Origin of the sequence: Paraburkholderia aromaticivorans (assembly GCF_002278075.1) — a bacterium.
In the GTDB taxonomy this organism is placed as follows: Bacteria; Pseudomonadota; Gammaproteobacteria; order Burkholderiales; family Burkholderiaceae; genus Paraburkholderia; species Paraburkholderia aromaticivorans.
Map to the genome: position 1 here is coordinate 2,026,942 of NZ_CP022989.1, position 15,298 is coordinate 2,042,239.

General features: G+C 64.5%; 13 protein-coding genes and 1 tRNA gene. 11 read left to right on the forward strand and 3 right to left on the reverse strand.

Translation table 11 applies throughout. From position 1 onward, the window contains the following. Window positions 1–91 precede the first annotated feature (91 nt). The 8 genes from CJU94_RS09305 (at window position 92) to CJU94_RS09340 (ending at window position 9,585) form a co-directional block, all read left to right on the forward strand. On the forward strand, window positions 92–1,075 hold the full coding sequence (locus CJU94_RS09305) for a MurR/RpiR family transcriptional regulator (RefSeq protein WP_095418442.1): 984 nt from the start codon (window positions 92–94) through the stop codon (window positions 1,073–1,075). Further along, window positions 1,072–2,064 carry an isoaspartyl peptidase/L-asparaginase family protein gene (locus tag CJU94_RS09310; RefSeq protein WP_095418443.1) on the forward strand — a complete coding sequence of 331 codons (993 nt, stop codon included), beginning with the start codon at window positions 1,072–1,074 and terminating at the stop codon, window positions 2,062–2,064. The genes CJU94_RS09305 and CJU94_RS09310 overlap by 4 nt, the downstream gene beginning before the upstream one ends. Before the next feature lie 72 nt (window positions 2,065–2,136). Then, window positions 2,137–4,059: a dipeptide ABC transporter ATP-binding protein gene (locus tag CJU94_RS09315; protein ID WP_095418444.1), complete on the forward strand. Its 1,923-nt coding sequence runs from the start codon at window positions 2,137–2,139 to the stop codon at window positions 4,057–4,059. An 84-nt stretch (window positions 4,060–4,143) separates the two neighbouring features. Further along, complete coding sequence (gene gsiB / locus CJU94_RS09320; RefSeq protein WP_095418445.1) at window positions 4,144–5,706, forward strand: glutathione ABC transporter substrate-binding protein GsiB; 1,563 nt, start codon at window positions 4,144–4,146, stop codon at window positions 5,704–5,706. Window positions 5,707–5,830: 124 nt separating this feature from the next. After that, window positions 5,831–6,751, forward strand: coding sequence for a glutathione ABC transporter permease GsiC (gsiC, locus tag CJU94_RS09325; protein ID WP_095418446.1), 921 nt, complete (start codon window positions 5,831–5,833; stop codon window positions 6,749–6,751). A gap of 7 nt (window positions 6,752–6,758) precedes the next feature. Next, window positions 6,759–7,664: a glutathione ABC transporter permease GsiD gene (gene gsiD, locus CJU94_RS09330; protein ID WP_095418447.1), complete on the forward strand. Its 906-nt coding sequence runs from the start codon at window positions 6,759–6,761 to the stop codon at window positions 7,662–7,664. Then, a complete protein-coding gene (locus CJU94_RS09335) occupies window positions 7,661–8,752 on the forward strand; it encodes a DmpA family aminopeptidase (RefSeq protein WP_095418448.1) in 1,092 nt (363 codons plus the stop codon). Before gsiD ends, CJU94_RS09335 begins: the two co-directional genes overlap by 4 nt. Continuing rightward, entirely contained in the window at window positions 8,752–9,585 is an 834-nt protein-coding gene (locus CJU94_RS09340; RefSeq protein ID WP_095418449.1) for a M55 family metallopeptidase, read from the forward strand. Before CJU94_RS09335 ends, CJU94_RS09340 begins: the two co-directional genes overlap by 1 nt. 100 nt (window positions 9,586–9,685) lie before the next feature. On the opposite strand, the gene CJU94_RS09345 is transcribed toward CJU94_RS09340, so the two are convergent. Further along, window positions 9,686–10,630: an alpha/beta fold hydrolase gene (locus tag CJU94_RS09345; protein WP_095418450.1), complete on the reverse strand. Its 945-nt coding sequence runs from the start codon at window positions 10,628–10,630 to the stop codon at window positions 9,686–9,688. A gap of 213 nt (window positions 10,631–10,843) precedes the next feature. On the opposite strand from CJU94_RS09345, the gene CJU94_RS09350 reads away from it, so the two are divergent. After that, window positions 10,844–12,229 (forward strand): amino acid permease, encoded by a 1,386-nt coding sequence (locus tag CJU94_RS09350; RefSeq protein ID WP_095420275.1) that lies wholly within the window; start codon window positions 10,844–10,846, stop codon window positions 12,227–12,229. A 188-nt stretch (window positions 12,230–12,417) separates the two neighbouring features. On the opposite strand, the gene CJU94_RS09355 is transcribed toward CJU94_RS09350, so the two are convergent. Both CJU94_RS09355 and hemN read right to left on the reverse strand, forming a co-directional pair. Next, window positions 12,418–12,502: transfer RNA gene (locus CJU94_RS09355), tRNA-Leu, on the reverse strand. Between the two features lie 106 nt (window positions 12,503–12,608). Further along, window positions 12,609–13,994 carry an oxygen-independent coproporphyrinogen III oxidase gene (gene hemN, locus CJU94_RS09360; RefSeq protein ID WP_095418451.1) on the reverse strand — a complete coding sequence of 462 codons (1,386 nt, stop codon included), beginning with the start codon at window positions 13,992–13,994 and terminating at the stop codon, window positions 12,609–12,611. A gap of 219 nt (window positions 13,995–14,213) precedes the next feature. Between hemN and CJU94_RS09365 the strand changes: the two genes are divergently transcribed. Together CJU94_RS09365 and CJU94_RS09370 are read left to right on the forward strand one after the other, a co-directional pair. Continuing rightward, the gene (locus CJU94_RS09365) at window positions 14,214–14,561 is read left to right on the forward strand and encodes a YkgJ family cysteine cluster protein (RefSeq protein ID WP_425272186.1); all 348 of its coding nucleotides are present in this window, start codon (window positions 14,214–14,216) and stop codon (window positions 14,559–14,561) included. Window positions 14,562–14,653: 92 nt separating this feature from the next. Then, window positions 14,654–15,247 carry a DUF1439 domain-containing protein gene (locus CJU94_RS09370; protein WP_095418452.1) on the forward strand — a complete coding sequence of 198 codons (594 nt, stop codon included), beginning with the start codon at window positions 14,654–14,656 and terminating at the stop codon, window positions 15,245–15,247. Window positions 15,248–15,298: the final 51 nt, after the last annotated feature.

Sequence of the window (15,298 nt, forward strand, 5' to 3'; positions counted from 1 at the left end):
TTTTTCGGATGAGATTTCTATGTAAATATACTTTCATTCATTTTCATTACGCTCCCGGGGTTGTCTTCTCGGGGGATACCGCGCCGCCAGCATGATCCATCAACCGTCCGTGGCTTCCAATCCCGCCGAGCAGGCCATTGCCGCGCGTATCGACGCCGCCATGCCGACCCTCACGCCGATCCATCGGCGCATGGGCGAATACGTGCTGGCCAATCTGTTCCGCGCGGCGACCATGCGGATCGACGAGCTGGCCAGCGTGGTCGGCGCGTCGGTGGCGACGGCGAATCGCTTCGCCCGCGCGCTCGGCTTCGACGGTTATCCGCAGTTCCGCGAGGCATTGGTGCGCGGCTTCGAGGCGACGCTCGCGCCGGTCGAGCGCTTGCGCAGCGCGCAGGAATCGCTTGCAGCCGGCGACGATGTGGTCGACGCATCGCTCGAACAGGCCGCCAACAATCTGCACGCCACCCGCACCGCGATCGACAGCGCCGCGGCGGAAGCCGCCGTCGAAGCCATCATCGCCGCGCGCCGAGTGTTCGTGCTCGGCTATGGCGCGAGCGCGTTTCTCGCGGGCCTGATGGAACACGGCCTTATGCCGTATCACGACAACGTGCAGTCGCTCGCGCTGATGGGCGGACCATCGCACGCCGCGCGGCGTCTGTTTGCCTGCACGGAGGGCGATCTGGTCATCGGCATCGCGTTTCCGCGTTACGTCGAAGACACGATCGAACTCGCGCATCGCGCAGCGGGCCGCGGCGCTCGCGTGCTCGCGCTGACCGACAGTCCGCGTTCGCCGCTCGCGCAGTTCGCCGATCTCTCGCTCTTTATCCGCGCCGATCGGCGGCTCGCGGCGAACGCCGATTCGGCCGTGCTCGCCGTGATCGAAGCGCTGTGCGATGCGGTGGCCTATCGGACGAAACGCTCGGTGAAGGCCGCCGCCGAAGTCAGCGAATTCCTGCTGCCGTGGCTCGTCGACCCGCAAGCCGAGGCCGCCGGCACGAGCGCGCGGCCCGCGCGCAACGCGACCCGAACTACCCGAACCGCCCGAACTACTCGCACCAGCAAAACCAAACGATGAACTCCAACGCAGTCATTGCCATTCACGGCGGGGCAGGCACGATCCTGCGCGCGTCGATGTCGGCCAGCGCCGAAGCCGATTACCACGCCGCCTTGAATGCCGTGCTGAGCGCCGGCCAGCGTGTGCTCGCCGACGGCGGCAGCGCGCTCGACGCCGTCAGCGAAGCCGTGCGTCTGCTCGAAGACTGTCCGCTCTTCAACGCGGGCCGCGGCGCGGTATATACGGCGGCGGGCACGCACGAACTCGACGCGGCGATCATGGACGGCCGCACGCTCGACGCCGGCGCGATCTGCTGCGTGACGCGCGTGCGCAATCCGATTCTGGCGGCGCGCCGCGTGCTCGAACGCAGCGAGCATGTGCTGTTCACAGGCGCCGGTGCGGAAGCGTTCGCCGCCGCGCAGGGGCTCGAATTCGTCGAGCCCGAGTATTTCCATACCGAAGCCCGCCATCGTCAATGGCTGCTCGCCCGCGACCAGCAACGCGCGATGCTCGATCACGACGGTGCTGCGCTCGCCGCCGCGCCGTCTTCGAATGACGACGATCCGGCGCCGCACGAGCCAATCGATCCGAACCGCAAGTTCGGCACGGTCGGCGCGGTCGCGCTCGATCGGCACGGCCACGTGGCGGCGGCGACATCGACGGGCGGCGTCACCAACAAGCAGGTGGGCCGGGTCGGCGATACGCCGTTGATCGGCGCGGGCTGCTATGCGGACGACGCGACCTGCGCCGTCTCGACCACGGGCTCGGGCGAGATGTTCATGCGCATGGTCGCGGCCTACGACGTCGCCGCGCAAATGGCCTACCGCAATGTGTCGCTGCAGGAAGCCGCCGCCGACGTGGTGATGAACCGCTTGCCGAAGATCGACGGCCGCGGCGGCCTGATTGCCGTCGATGCGCGCGGCAACGTCACGCTGCCGTTCAATACCGAAGGCATGTATCGCGGGTTTGCGCGGCTCGGTGAAACGCCGGTGACGGCGATTTACCGCTAGTCCATGCGTGCGCATGAAGCCTGAACTTCGCCTGAACTTTCGCTAGCCGCGTTCGAATTCAAAGGAACCACCGTGCCGACTTCATCGCACACCGCCCGTCCGCTTATCGACACCTTGCCGCCGCAACGCGTGCTCGCGGTCGACGATCTGTCCGTCGCCTTCCGGCGCGGCGACGCCACGTTCAACGCGGTGCGCAATCTGTCGCTGACGGTCGAGCGCGGCGAGACACTGGCGATCGTCGGCGAATCCGGTTCGGGCAAATCGGTGACTTCGCTCGCGTTGATGCGGCTGATCGAGCATGGCGGTGGGCGCCTTGCCGGCGGCAGCATCGCTTTCCGGCGCCGCGACGGCAGCGTGCTCGACCTCGCGAAAGCGTCGTCGGGCACGATGTGCTCGATTCGCGGCGCCGACATCGCGATGATCTTTCAGGAGCCGATGACCTCGCTCAATCCGGTCTTCACGGTGGGCGATCAGATCAGCGAGGCGATCGCCTTGCATCAGGGCAAGAGCCGTTCCGCCGCGCACGCCGAAACGCTGCGCCTGCTCGAACTCGTGCGTATTCCGGAAGCGCGGCGCGTGGCGGCGCGTTTCCCGCATCAACTGTCGGGCGGCATGCGCCAGCGCGTGATGATCGCGATGGCGCTGTCGTGCAAGCCCGCGTTGCTGATCGCCGACGAGCCGACCACCGCGCTCGACGTGACGATCCAGGCGCAGATCCTGCAACTGATTCGCGGCCTGCAGGACGAGATGAACATGGGCGTGATCTTCATCACGCACGACATGGGCGTGGTTGCCGAAGTGGCGGACCGCGTGCTGGTGATGTATCGCGGCGAGAAGGTGGAAGAGGGCGCCTCCGATGCGTTGTTCGCCGCGCCGTCGCATCCCTATACGAAGGCTCTGCTCGCCGCCGTGCCGCGTCTTGGCGCAATGCAAGGCACGGATCAGCCGGCCAGGTTCCCGATTTTGACTGTCGAGCAGGCGAGCCTGAGCGGCACCGACCAGGCGGTGCGTCCCGCTGCCGCCGTCGCCGAAGAAGCGCAGCCGCCGGTGCTGGACACCACGCCGCCGATTCTGCGCGTGCGCGATCTGATCACACGCTTTCCGGTCAAGAGCGGGCTGTTCGGCCGGGTGACGGGCCGCGTGCATGCGGTGGAAAAAGTCAGCTTCGATTTGCGGCCCGGCGAGACGCTTGCGCTCGTCGGCGAATCGGGTTGCGGCAAATCGACCACGGGCCGCTCGCTGTTGCGCCTTGTCGAAAGTCAAAGCGGCTCGATCGAATTCGACGGCAAGGAAATCAGTTCGCTGACCGGTCCCGCGTTGCAGGCGCTGCGCCGCGATATCCAGTTCATTTTCCAGGACCCGTTCGCCTCGCTGAATCCGCGCTTGACGGTCGGCTTCTCGATCATGGAGCCGTTACTCGTGCACGGCGTCGCGCAAGGCGCCGAAGCCCAGGCGCGCGTGGCGTGGCTGCTCGAAAAAGTCGGCTTGCCGCCCGAAGCCGCGCGGCGCTATCCGCACGAATTCTCCGGTGGTCAACGGCAACGGATCGCGATTGCACGCGCGCTCGCGTTGAATCCGAAAGTCGTGATCGCCGACGAATCCGTTTCCGCGCTCGACGTGTCGGTGCAGGCCCAGATCGTCAACCTGATGCTCGATCTGCAGCGTGAACTCGGCGTCGCGTATCTGTTCATTTCGCACGACATGGCCGTGGTCGAACGCGTCAGTCATCGCGTCGCGGTGATGTATCTCGGCCAGATCGTCGAGATCGGTCCGCGCCGCGCGGTGTTCGAAGCGCCGCAGCATCCGTACACGCGCAAGCTGATGGGCGCGGTGCCGGTGGCCGATCCGGCGCGCCGTCACGCCAAACGCATGCTCGCCGCCGACGAGATTCCGAGCCCGATCCGCGCGCTGAACGATGAACCGGTCGTGGCGCCGCTCGTCGCGGTCGGGCCGGACCATTTCGTCGCCCGGCATCACGTGGGCGGTGCGTACTAAAAACACGTACTCAAAACCTGAAGCAATACGCTTTCTCTCGCAGCACACCAACCTGTTTTCATTTCGCAGCCTGGAGCCAACCTCATGAACCTGCTGGTCCCGTCTTCTCCGTTTCGTTTGCGCGCGCTGATCAGCGGCGGCGCGGTGGCGTTCGCGATGCTCGCGGGCAATGCGGCGCACGCCGACACCACGGCCGTGATGGCCGTCGCCTCGACCTTCACGACGCTCGATCCATACGATGCCAACGACACGCTGTCGCAAGCGGTCGCCAAGTCGTTCTATCAGGGGCTGTTCGGGTTCGACAAGGACATGAAGCTGGTCAACGTGCTGGCCGACAGCTATGAAGCGAGCCCGGATGCGAAGGTCTACACGTTCAAGCTGCGCCACGGCGTGAAGTTCCAGGACGGCACCGACTTCAACGCCGCCGCGGTGAAAGCGAACTTCGACCGCGTGACCGATCCGGCGAACAAGCTCAAGCGCTACAACATGTTCAACCGTATCGAGAAGACCGAAGTGGTCGATCCGTACACGGTGAAGATCACGCTGAAGGCGCCGTTCTCGGCCTTCGTCAACGTGCTGGCGCATCCGTCGGCGGTGATGATCTCGCCGGACGCGCTGAAGAAATACGGCAAGGACATCGCGTTCCATCCGGTCGGCACCGGTCCGTTCGAACTGGTGAAGTGGGATCCGGCGGGCGACCTGACGGTGAAGAAGTTCGCCGGCTACTGGAAGAAGGGCTACCCGAAGGTCGACGCGATTGACTGGAAGCCGGTGGTCGACAACAACACGCGCGCTGCGTTGATGCGTACCGGCGAAGCGGATTTCGCGTTCCAGGTGCCGTTCGAGCAGGCCGCGCAATTGCAGACGAGCCCGAAGGTCGATCTGATCGCGTCGCCGTCGATCATTCAGCGCTATATCAGCCTGAACGTGAACCAGAAGCCGTTCGACAATCCGAAGGTGCGCGAAGCGCTGAACTACGCGGTCAACAAGGACGCGCTCACCAAGGTGGTGTTCGCCGGTTACGCGACGCCCGCCGACGGCGTGGTGCCGCAAGGCGTCGACTACGCGGTGAAGCAGGGCCCGTGGCCGTACGATCCGGCCAAGGCGCGCGCACTGCTGAAGGAAGCGGGCTATCCGAACGGTTTCGAAACCACGCTGTGGTCCGCGTATAACTACTCGACCGCGCAGAAGGTGATCCAGTTCGTGCAGCAGCAGCTCGCTCAAGTAGGCATCAAGGCGCAGGTCGAAGCGCTCGAGGCGGGCCAGCGCGTCGCCAAGGTGGAAAGCGCGCAGGACGCCGCGACCGCGCCGGTGCGCATGTACTACGCGGGCTGGTCCTCGTCGACGGGTGAAGCGGATTGGGCGATCACGCCGCTGCTCGCGTCCGTCTCGTTCCCGCCGAAGATGGTCAATACGGCGTACTACAAGAACGACACCGTCGACAGCGATCTGAAGCAGGCGCTCGAAACCACCGACCGCACGAAGAAAGCCGAGCTCTACACCGACGCGCAAAAACGCATCTGGACCGACGCGCCGTGGATCTTCCTCGTCAAGGAGAAGGTGGTGTACGCGCGCAGCAAGCGTCTGTCGGGTGCTTACGTGGCGCCGGACGGCTCGTTCAATTTCGACGAGATCGCGATCAAGTAATGCGCCGGCCGGGCGCGCGGGCATGCCGTTTCACCAGCACGCCCGCGCTGCCCGATCACTGCTTTGCTCCACTACGCGTCGCGCAAGATCTTTCGTTGCCCGCATCATTGCCGGATTGGGTTTCATGCTGAACTTCCTCGTCAAACGTCTCTTTGGCCTGCTGCCGACGCTCTTTATCGTCGCCGTGCTGGTGTTCCTGTTCGTGCATCTGTTGCCGGGCGATCCGGCGCGGCTCGCCGCCGGTCCCGATGCGGACGAGGCGACGGTCGCGCTGGTGCGTGCCGACCTCGGCCTGAACAAGCCGATGCCGCAGCAGTTCGCCAACTTCTTCGTGAAGATCGCGCACGGCGACTTCGGCATTTCGACGCGCAGCAAGCGGCCAGTGAGCCAGGAAATCGGCGAGCGCTTCATGCCGACGCTGCTGCTCACGCTCGCCAGCATGGTGTGGGCGGTCGTGCTGGGCATGGGCATCGGCATCGTCTCGGCCGTGTGGCGCAACCGCTGGCCCGACCGGCTCGGCATGACGCTCGCCGTGTCGGGCATTTCGTTTCCCGCCTTCGCGCTCGGCATGCTGCTGATGGAGATTTTTTCGGTGAAGCTCGGCTGGCTGCCGATTGTCGGCGACGGTTCATGGCAGAGCTACGTGCTGCCCTCGCTCACGCTCGGCGCGGCGGTCGCGGCGGTGATGGCGCGCTTCACCCGCGCCTCGTTCGTCGAAGTGATGAACGAAGACTTCGTGCGCACCGCGCGCGCCAAGGGCGTGCCCGAACCTCTCGTGATCGTCAAACACTGCCTGCGCAACGCGATGATTCCCGTCATCACCATGATGGGTCTGCAATTCGGTTTTCTGCTGGGCGGCTCGATCGTGGTGGAAGTGGTGTTCAACTGGCCGGGGCTCGGGCGCCTGCTGGTGGATGCCGTCTCGATGCGCGACTATCCGGTGATTCAGGCCGAAGTGCTGTTGTTCTCGCTGGAATTCATCATCATCAATCTGGTCGTGGACGTGCTGTACGCCGTGATCAATCCGACCATCCGTTTCAAGTGAGGCCCGCATGAGCACGACCGCCACCGAGCCGAATGCGGCCAACCCCGTCAAAGCCGAACCTGCTATCCGCACGCCGTGGAGCGAGTTCTGGCGCAAATTCCGTAAGCAGCATGTGGCGCTCGCCGCCGGCGTTTTCGTGCTGTTGTTGATCGTGCTGGCGATCGTCGCGCCGCATATCGTGCCGTACGATCCGGAAAATTTCTTCGACTATGACGCGTTGAACGCGGGGCCGTCCGCGGCGCACTGGTTCGGCGTGGATTCACTCGGCCGCGATATTTTCAGCCGCATTCTGGCGGGTTCGCGCATTTCGCTCGAAGCGGGTTTTCTCTCCGTTGCGATCGGCGCGGTGATCGGCACCTTCTTCGGCTTGCTGGCGGGCTACTACGAAGGCTGGTGGGATCGCATTACGATGCGCGTGGCCGACGTGCTGTTTGCCTTTCCGGGCATTCTGCTGGCGATCGGCGTGGTGGCGATTCTCGGCAACGGCATGATCAACGTGATCTGCGCGGTCGCGATCTTCAGCATTCCGGCGTTCGCGCGGCTCGTGCGCGGCAATACGCTGATGCTCAAGCAGCTCACGTATATCGAAGCGGCGCGCAGCATCGGCGCGTCGGATTGGACCATCATCGTGCGTCACATTTTGCCGGGGACGATTTCCTCGGTGGTGGTGTACTTCACGATGCGTATCGGCACCTCGATCATCACGGCGGCGAGCCTGTCGTTTCTCGGCCTCGGCGCGCAACCGCCGACGCCGGAGTGGGGCGCGATGCTCAATGAGGCGCGCGCCGACATGGTGACGGCGCCGCATATCGCGCTGTTTCCGAGTCTGGCGATTTTCCTGACGGTGCTGGCGTTCAACCTGCTCGGCGATGGTTTGCGCGATGCGCTCGATCCGAAGCTCGACCGGCCATGAACCCGGCTGAGATTCACCACGTGCCGCATATCGGCACATTGCCGGCGGGTCCGCTCGGCACGATTGCCGATGTGCACGGCGTGACAGTCGGACATTGCACGCTCGACAAAGGCGCCGTGCAAACCGGCGTGACCGTGATCCGGCCGCATGACGGCGATCCGTTTCTCGGCAAGGTGCCGGCGGCGGCCGCGGTGATCAACGGGTTCGGCAAAAGCGTCGGGCTCGTGCAGGTCGAAGAACTCGGCACGCTGGAAACGCCGATCGCGCTGACCAATACGTTCGGCGTCGCCGCCGTCGCGCAGGCGCAGATTCGCGCGGCTGTGCGTGCGAATCCGCGGATCGGTCGTGAGTGGTCGACGGTCAATCCTTTGGTGTTCGAATGCAATGACGGCTACCTCAACGATATCCAGGCGCTCGCCGTCACTGAACAGCATTTCGACGCTGCCTACGCGGCCGCCGGCGCGGATGTCGCGAGCGGATCGGTCGGCGCGGGCCGGGGCATGTCGTGCTTCGATCTGAAGGGCGGCATCGGCAACGCGTCGCGCGTGGCGAGCGCGGCAGGCCGCAGCTATACCGTCGGCGCGCTCGTGCTGGCGAACTTCGGCCGCCTGCCGATGCTGACCATCGACGGCACGCCGCTCGGCCGCATGCTGGCCGAACGCGCGGCGACGGCGGCTACTGCGGTATCGGCACCCTTGTCGCCAACGAAACCCGAGCAAGGCTCGATCATCATGATCGTCGCCACCGATGCGCCACTCGGCGCGCGCCAGCTCAAGCGGCTGTCAATGCGCGCGGCAGCGGGTCTCGCACGCACCGGTTCGGTGTACGGTCACGGCAGCGGCGATATCGCGCTGGCGTTTTCAACGGCGTATAGCGTGCCGCACGGGGCCGACTTCGTCACGCTGCCGCCGCTGCTTGCCGACGAACGTCTCGATCCGGTCTTTCGCGCCTGCGCGGACAGCGTCGAGCAGGCGATTCTCGACGCCTTGTGGCGTGCCGCGTCCGTGACCGGCCGCGACGGCCATCGGCGTCTGTCGCTGCGTGACAGCGTCCCCGATCTCGCCCAACTACTCCAGTCCACCCCCTGATGAAAGTCCTCATTTCCGCCGATATCGAAGGCATTGCCGGCGTGTTTCACCCCGAGCAAACGCGCGCGGGTAACGGCGAATACGAAGCCGCGCGCCGCTGGATGACGCTCGAAGCCAACGCCGCGATTAAAGGCGCCTTCGCCGGCGGCGCGACGCAGGTGTGGGTCAACGATTCTCACGGCGGCTTTCGCAATCTGCTGCCGGACCTGCTCGACGCGCGCGCTCAGGTCGTGCTCGGCAAACCGCGCACGCTCGGCATGATGGCCGGACTCGAATACGGCGCGGCGCTGGTCTTCATGATCGGCTATCACGCCATGTCGCAAACGCGCGGCATCCTCGCGCACACGATCAATAGTTTCGCGTTCGCACGCGTTTCGCTGAACGGCGTCGAAGTGGGCGAGGCGGCCCTATATGGCGCGCTGGCGGAAGAATATGGGGCACAGGTCGCGCTGTTATCCGGTGACGACGTCTTCGCCGAAGAAACCGCGCCGCGTTTCGCGGGCGCGCGTTTTGTCGTCACCAAGAGCGCGACGGGCCATGCGAGCGGCGTCACACAGTCTCCGGCAAACGCTCGCGAGGCCATTGAAAACGCCGCGCGTGAGGTGGTTCAACAGCATCTCGCCAATGGATCTGCGCGTGAATCGACACGCGCCGAAGCGAAGCCGATGGAATGCGAACTGCGCGTGCAAACCAGCGCGCTTGCGGATCTGTTCTGCCAATGGCCGACGCTCACGCGCGTCGATGCGCTCACGCTGCGCTTTCACGCGGCATCGGCGGAACACGTGGTGCGTATGCTGAATTGCCTGTCGGCGATGTCGTTCATGTTGCGTTGATCGCCCGAGGTGCGGGACGCTACGGTATCCGAATCAAACTGCAGGAGAACGCCGAGCCGGCACACGGGCGAAAAGTATTCGCGCCTACACCTGAAGAGACCTACTGCTGCCGGCTCAATTCACGCGCCGCGCGATCGATCACGTCGGCAATCGCGCCCGCGTGCGACACCGGCGCCAGATGGCTCGACGCCATCGGCACCACCTTCGCGCCCATCCGCTCGGCCATGAATCTTTCGACTTCCGGCGATACCGCCCGGTCGCGCGTCGTGATCACGTACCACGACGGCTTTTCTTTCCATGCGACCTGGCTCACCGTTTCGCTGAAGGCCGTCGCGGCAATCGGCACCTGCGCGGTGGCAAGCACGCGCGTGACGTTTTCTGGGACGTCCGCGGCGAAATCGGCATGGTATTTGGTGCGGTCGAGCCAGAGAAAACCGCTCGGATCCTTGATGATGCCCGCGCCCGCGGGCATCGGCGCGGCGCGCTTCATCAGATCCACGGTCGACTCGTGCAGATCCGGCGCGATCGCCGCGACATAGACGAGACCGGCCACGTTCGGCGCGTTCGCGCCCGCCTCGGTGATCACGACACCGCCCCACGAGTGCCCGACCAGCATGGTCGGACCTTGCTGGCGCGCGAGGACGCGGCGCGTCGCGGCGACATCGTCGGCGAGGGACGTGAGCGGGTTCTGCACGGAACTCACGTGATAGCCCTTCTGCTGCAGTTTGGCGACCACGCCGTTCCAGCTCGATCCGTCGACGAATGCGCCGTGAACCAGCACGACGTTGCGCACGGGGCCGGTCATGGGCGCGGCGGGGGCCGGCGCGGCGGCGGCCTTGGCGGGCGGTGCGGCGGGTGCCGGGGCCGGAGTCGGCGCTTCGGGTGCGCTCGTCTCCATGCCCGGCTCGTTGGCCGGCTCGGCAGCGGGTTGCACGGCCGGCGCGGCGGCAGGCGCCGTGGCCGGCGCGGTGGTTTGGGCGAGAGCGACGGCCGCCGGGAAGCAGAGACACAAAGCAGCGGCGCAAAGCAGGCGTTTGGGCGACATGTTGAATCTCCGGAGGCGCAAAGCTCGACTAGGGCAACATACAGAAGCCCTGCGCCAGTGACAATCACTATCCTTGCCGTTAAGTGCGGCGCAGAACCAAGCGCGGGTTGCTCCCAGTATTTAGGTCATTTCGGCCACGGTAAAATTTCAGGTTCTGCCGGGCCGGACCATAAGTCCGATCGGGTGATCGATATCCATACACTGGGGCGCAATTTGAATAGTGCACAGCAGCAAGACGGCCTGAAGCGGGGGCTCAAGAATCGCCACATCCAGCTCATCGCGCTGGGCGGCGCGATCGGCACGGGCCTCTTTCTCGGCTCCGCCAGCGTGTTGCAGACAGCCGGCCCGTCGATGATTCTTGGCTACGCTATCGGCGGCATCATCGCGTTCATGATCATGCGGCAGTTGGGCGAAATGGTGGCGCAGGAACCGGTGGCCGGTTCGTTCAGCCACTTCGCGTACAAGTATTGGGGCGATTTTCCCGGCTTTCTGTCCGGCTGGAATTACTGGGTGTTGTACGTGCTCGTGAGTATGGCCGAGCTGACCGCCGTCGGTACTTACATTCATTACTGGTGGCCCGGTGTGCCGACGTGGGTGTCGGCGCTGGCGTGCTTCGCTTTGATCAACGCAATCAATCTCGCCAACGTCAAAGCGTACGGCGAAACCGAGTTCTGGTTCGCGATCATCAAGGTCGTCGCGGTGATCGGCATGATCGTGTTCGGCGGCTATCTGCTGATCAGCGGCCACGGCGGCCCGCAAGCGTCCGTTTCTAATCTCTGGAGCCACGGCGGTTTCTTTCCGCATGGATTTCATGGCCTGTTCATGATGCTCGCCGTCATCATGTTTTCTTTCGGCGGGCTGGAGCTGATCGGCATTACGGCAGCCGAAGCCGACGAGCCGCAGAAAAGCATTCCAAAGGCCGTGAATCAGGTGATCTACCGGATTTTGATTTTCTACATCTGCTCGCTGACGGTGCTGCTGTCGTTGTACCCGTGGAACGAGGTGGCGGCCGGCGGCAGTCCGTTCGTGATGATCTTCTCGCAGATCGGTTCGTCGCTGACCGCGAACGTCCTCAACGTGGTGGTGTTGACCGCCGCGCTGTCGGTGTACAACAGCGGCGTCTATGCGAATAGCCGCATGCTCTACGGCCTCGCGGAGCAGGGCAATGCGCCGCGCGCGTTGATGAAAGTGAACCGGCGCGGCGTGCCGTATATGGCGATCGGTTTGTCGGCGCTCGCCACGTTCACCTGCGTGATCGTCAACTATCTGATTCCGGCTGAAGCGCTCGGCCTGCTGATGGCGCTGGTGGTGGCGGCGCTCGTGCTCAACTGGGCGCTGATCAGCCTGACGCATCTCAAGTCGCGCAAGGCGATGGTCGCGGCAGGCGAGACGCTCGTGTTCAAGTCGTTCTGGTTCCCGGTCAGCAACTGGATCTGCCTCGCGTTCATGGCGCTGATCCTCGTGATTCTGGCGATGACGCCGGGTCTGTCCGTTTCCGTGTGGCTGGTGCCGGCGTGGCTCGTGGTGATGTGGGCCGGGTACGTGTTCAAGCGCCGGCGCGCTGCGGCGCTGGGTGGCGCGCGGGTCGTCGGGCAATAAAGCGGGGGCCGTAAGGCGGGCGCGGTAAAGCGTGTGAACGGCGTGAGCGGCGCGATTCGCGCTCACGCCGCTGAAGGTCGTTGAGGTTCGTCGGGGTTTTCAGGTAGCGCCAGAAACGACAAACCCCGCGGGCAGCATGTGCTGGCGGGGTTCGAGGGGAGGCTGAAACAGCGGGCTTGCGAATTCTTTGGTGCCCAGGGCCGGAATCGAACCGGCACGCCTTGCGGCGGGGGATTTTGAGTCCCCTGCGTCTACCAATTTCACCACCTGGGCAGGTCTTGCGGCGCACGCGCCAGAAGCTGGAGCGCGGCGAAGACGCAGATTATGGCCGAAAATCGGACGACGGGCAAGCCGGTTGCTTTCATCCACGTCAAAGCCTTCAAACCGTGCGGGAAAACCGCTCGAGTGTCTGCTGGCCGAGGTAGCGGTCGAACACCATGGCGATGTTGCGCACGAGCATGCGGCCGGCCATCCGCACTTCGAGCTTACCTGTGCCGAGCGACACCAGGCCGTCCTGCTCGAAGCTGTGCAAGCGCGCCAGCTCCGGCTCGAACGTTTCGGCAAAGCGGATGCCGTAAGCCGCTTCGAATTCATCGAAGCGCAACTCCAGATTACACATCAATTGCGTGATGACGTCGCGGCGCAGACGGTCGTCGGCGCTGAGGCGCACGCCGCGTGCGATGGCGAGCTTGCCTGAATCGATCGCCGCGGCATAGCCCGGTAAATCTTTGGCGTTCTGCGCATAGACGTCGCCGACCTTGCCGATCGACGACGCGCCGAAGCCGATCAGATCGCAGTCGGCGCGCGTGCTGTAGCCCTGGAAATTGCGATGCAAGGTTCGCTGCGCTTGCGCGCGCGCGAGCTCATCGGTCGGCAGCGCGAAGTGGTCCATGCCGATATACACATAGCCCGCGCCCGTCAGGCGTTCGACCACGCGCTGCAGGATTGCGAGCCGGACATCGGGCGAGGGCAGCGTGGCGGGGTCCATCTGCCGCTGCATCTTGAAGAGTTGCGGCATGTGGGCATAGGCGAATACCGAGAGACGATCGGGCGCGAGCTCGATCATCGTGTCGAGCGTGCGGCTGAAGCTCTTGACCGTTTGATGCGGCAGCCCGTAAATCAGATCGACACCGATCGAGTGAAAGCCGGTGTCGCGCGCGGCCTGCATGACCGATGCGGTCATCTCCAGCGGCTGAACGCGGTTGATGGCCTGCTGCACGACCGGATCGAAATCCTGCACGCCGAGGCTCAACCGGTTGAAACCCAGCTTGCGCAAATGCGCGATAGTTTCGGGCGACGCTTCGCGCGGATCGACTTCGATCGAATATTCGGCTTCGGCATCGGGCAGCAGCGTGAAGTGCTCACGTGTGGCCGCCATCAACTCGGCCGTCTCGTCGTGCGAGAGAAAGGTCGGCGTGCCGCCGCCCCAATGCAATTGCGATACCGGCCGCCGTGTGTCGAAACACGCCGCTTGCAACACCATTTCGCGCTTCAATTGGTCGAGGTACGGACGCGCGTGGGCGCGGTTTTTCGTGGCGACCTTATTGCAACCGCAGTAGAAACACACGGTATCGCAAAACGGAATGTGAAAGTACAGCGAGAGATCCGTCGACGAGGCGCCCGGATCGGCGGCGGCGCGTAAATAGTCGGCCGGATCGAAATCGTCGCGGAACTGCGGGGCGGTCGGATAGGACGTATACCGTGGGCCGTTCGCGCTGTATCTGGCGAGCAGGTCGGGGCGGAACAGCGTGTTGTCGTTGGACATGAGGGGCTCGAGGGCTGGCGGCCATCGAGGAAGAGGCGCAACCGGCGGCGATTCGCGAGACCGGATCGAACAGCGCGGACGCTTCTTGAGCATGGCCTTTCGGACCCCTCGAGTGTACGTGAGCGCGGATTCGCGCGATTGCGTAAAAAGGTCGCATGGAATGCGGTGGCACAATGCGGGTCTGATAATGCATTGCCCGGTGTGGGGATCAGGAAGAATGTGGTGAATCAAGCATCTGAAGTGTCGAAGCGCGTTGTGAACGGCGCGTCTGCTTTTCATGTGGCGGATCATGCGTGCCGCCCCGACTGCGGCGCGTGCTGTATTGCGCCGTCGATTTCGAGTCCCATTCCAGGCATGCCGAACGGCAAGCCGGCGGGCGTGCGCTGCGTGCAACTCGGCGACGATCTGCGCTGCGCGATCTTCGGTCAGCCGCAGCGGCCGGCGTGCTGTTCCGGTTTGCAGCCGCAGACGGAAATGTGCGGCACGAACCGCGGGGAAGCACTCGCGTGGCTGACGCTGCTCGAAGCCCAGACTCAACCGCCCGCGCCACCGGCGGCCCGCCGATAGGCGCGCACGACTGCACGCACGAACGAAGCGCCACACGCCGAAGACGAACCACGCAATCGCATGCCCGAACAGGTTTCCACAGGAGATTTCGCATGACCCGACCCGCTGCGCCGGCCCGGCGCCGCTTTCTGCTTGCCGCGCTGACAGGCTCTGGCGCGCTCGGCATCACCGTTTCGCTCGCGGCCTGCGCAACCTCGACTTTTCCATTTATCCCCTCGCACTACACCTTCTCTCAGCAGCAGGTGCAGGACGCGGTGCAGCGCAAGTTCCCGTATCAGCGCACGGTCTCGCAAGTGTTCGAGGTCGCGCTGACCCATCCCGTGGTGGGCCTCTTGCCGGATGCGAACCGTGTCTCCGTGAAGCTCGACGCCCGCTTCGCGAGTCCCTTCATGCCGCAGCCGGTGGACGGCGTGTTCATGCTGTCGAGCGAACTGGCCTACGACGCCGCCAGCAAATCGGTCGTGCTCAGATCGCCTAATGTCGACAACGTGAGCGTGAGCGGGCAGGCACAGGCCTACACGCAGCAGATCAACGCCGCGGCGGGATTGCTCGCCACGCAGTTGCTGACCAACTATCCGATCTACACCTTCAAGCCTGAACAGCTGCAATTTGCCGGTGTGAATTACGAACCCGGTACAATCACCATCCTTACAAACGGCATACGCGTGCAAATCGTCGAAAAATGACGCGGCGCGCGGCCGGCAGGGCCGCGCGATAGCGTGCCGGCCCTGTTCGTT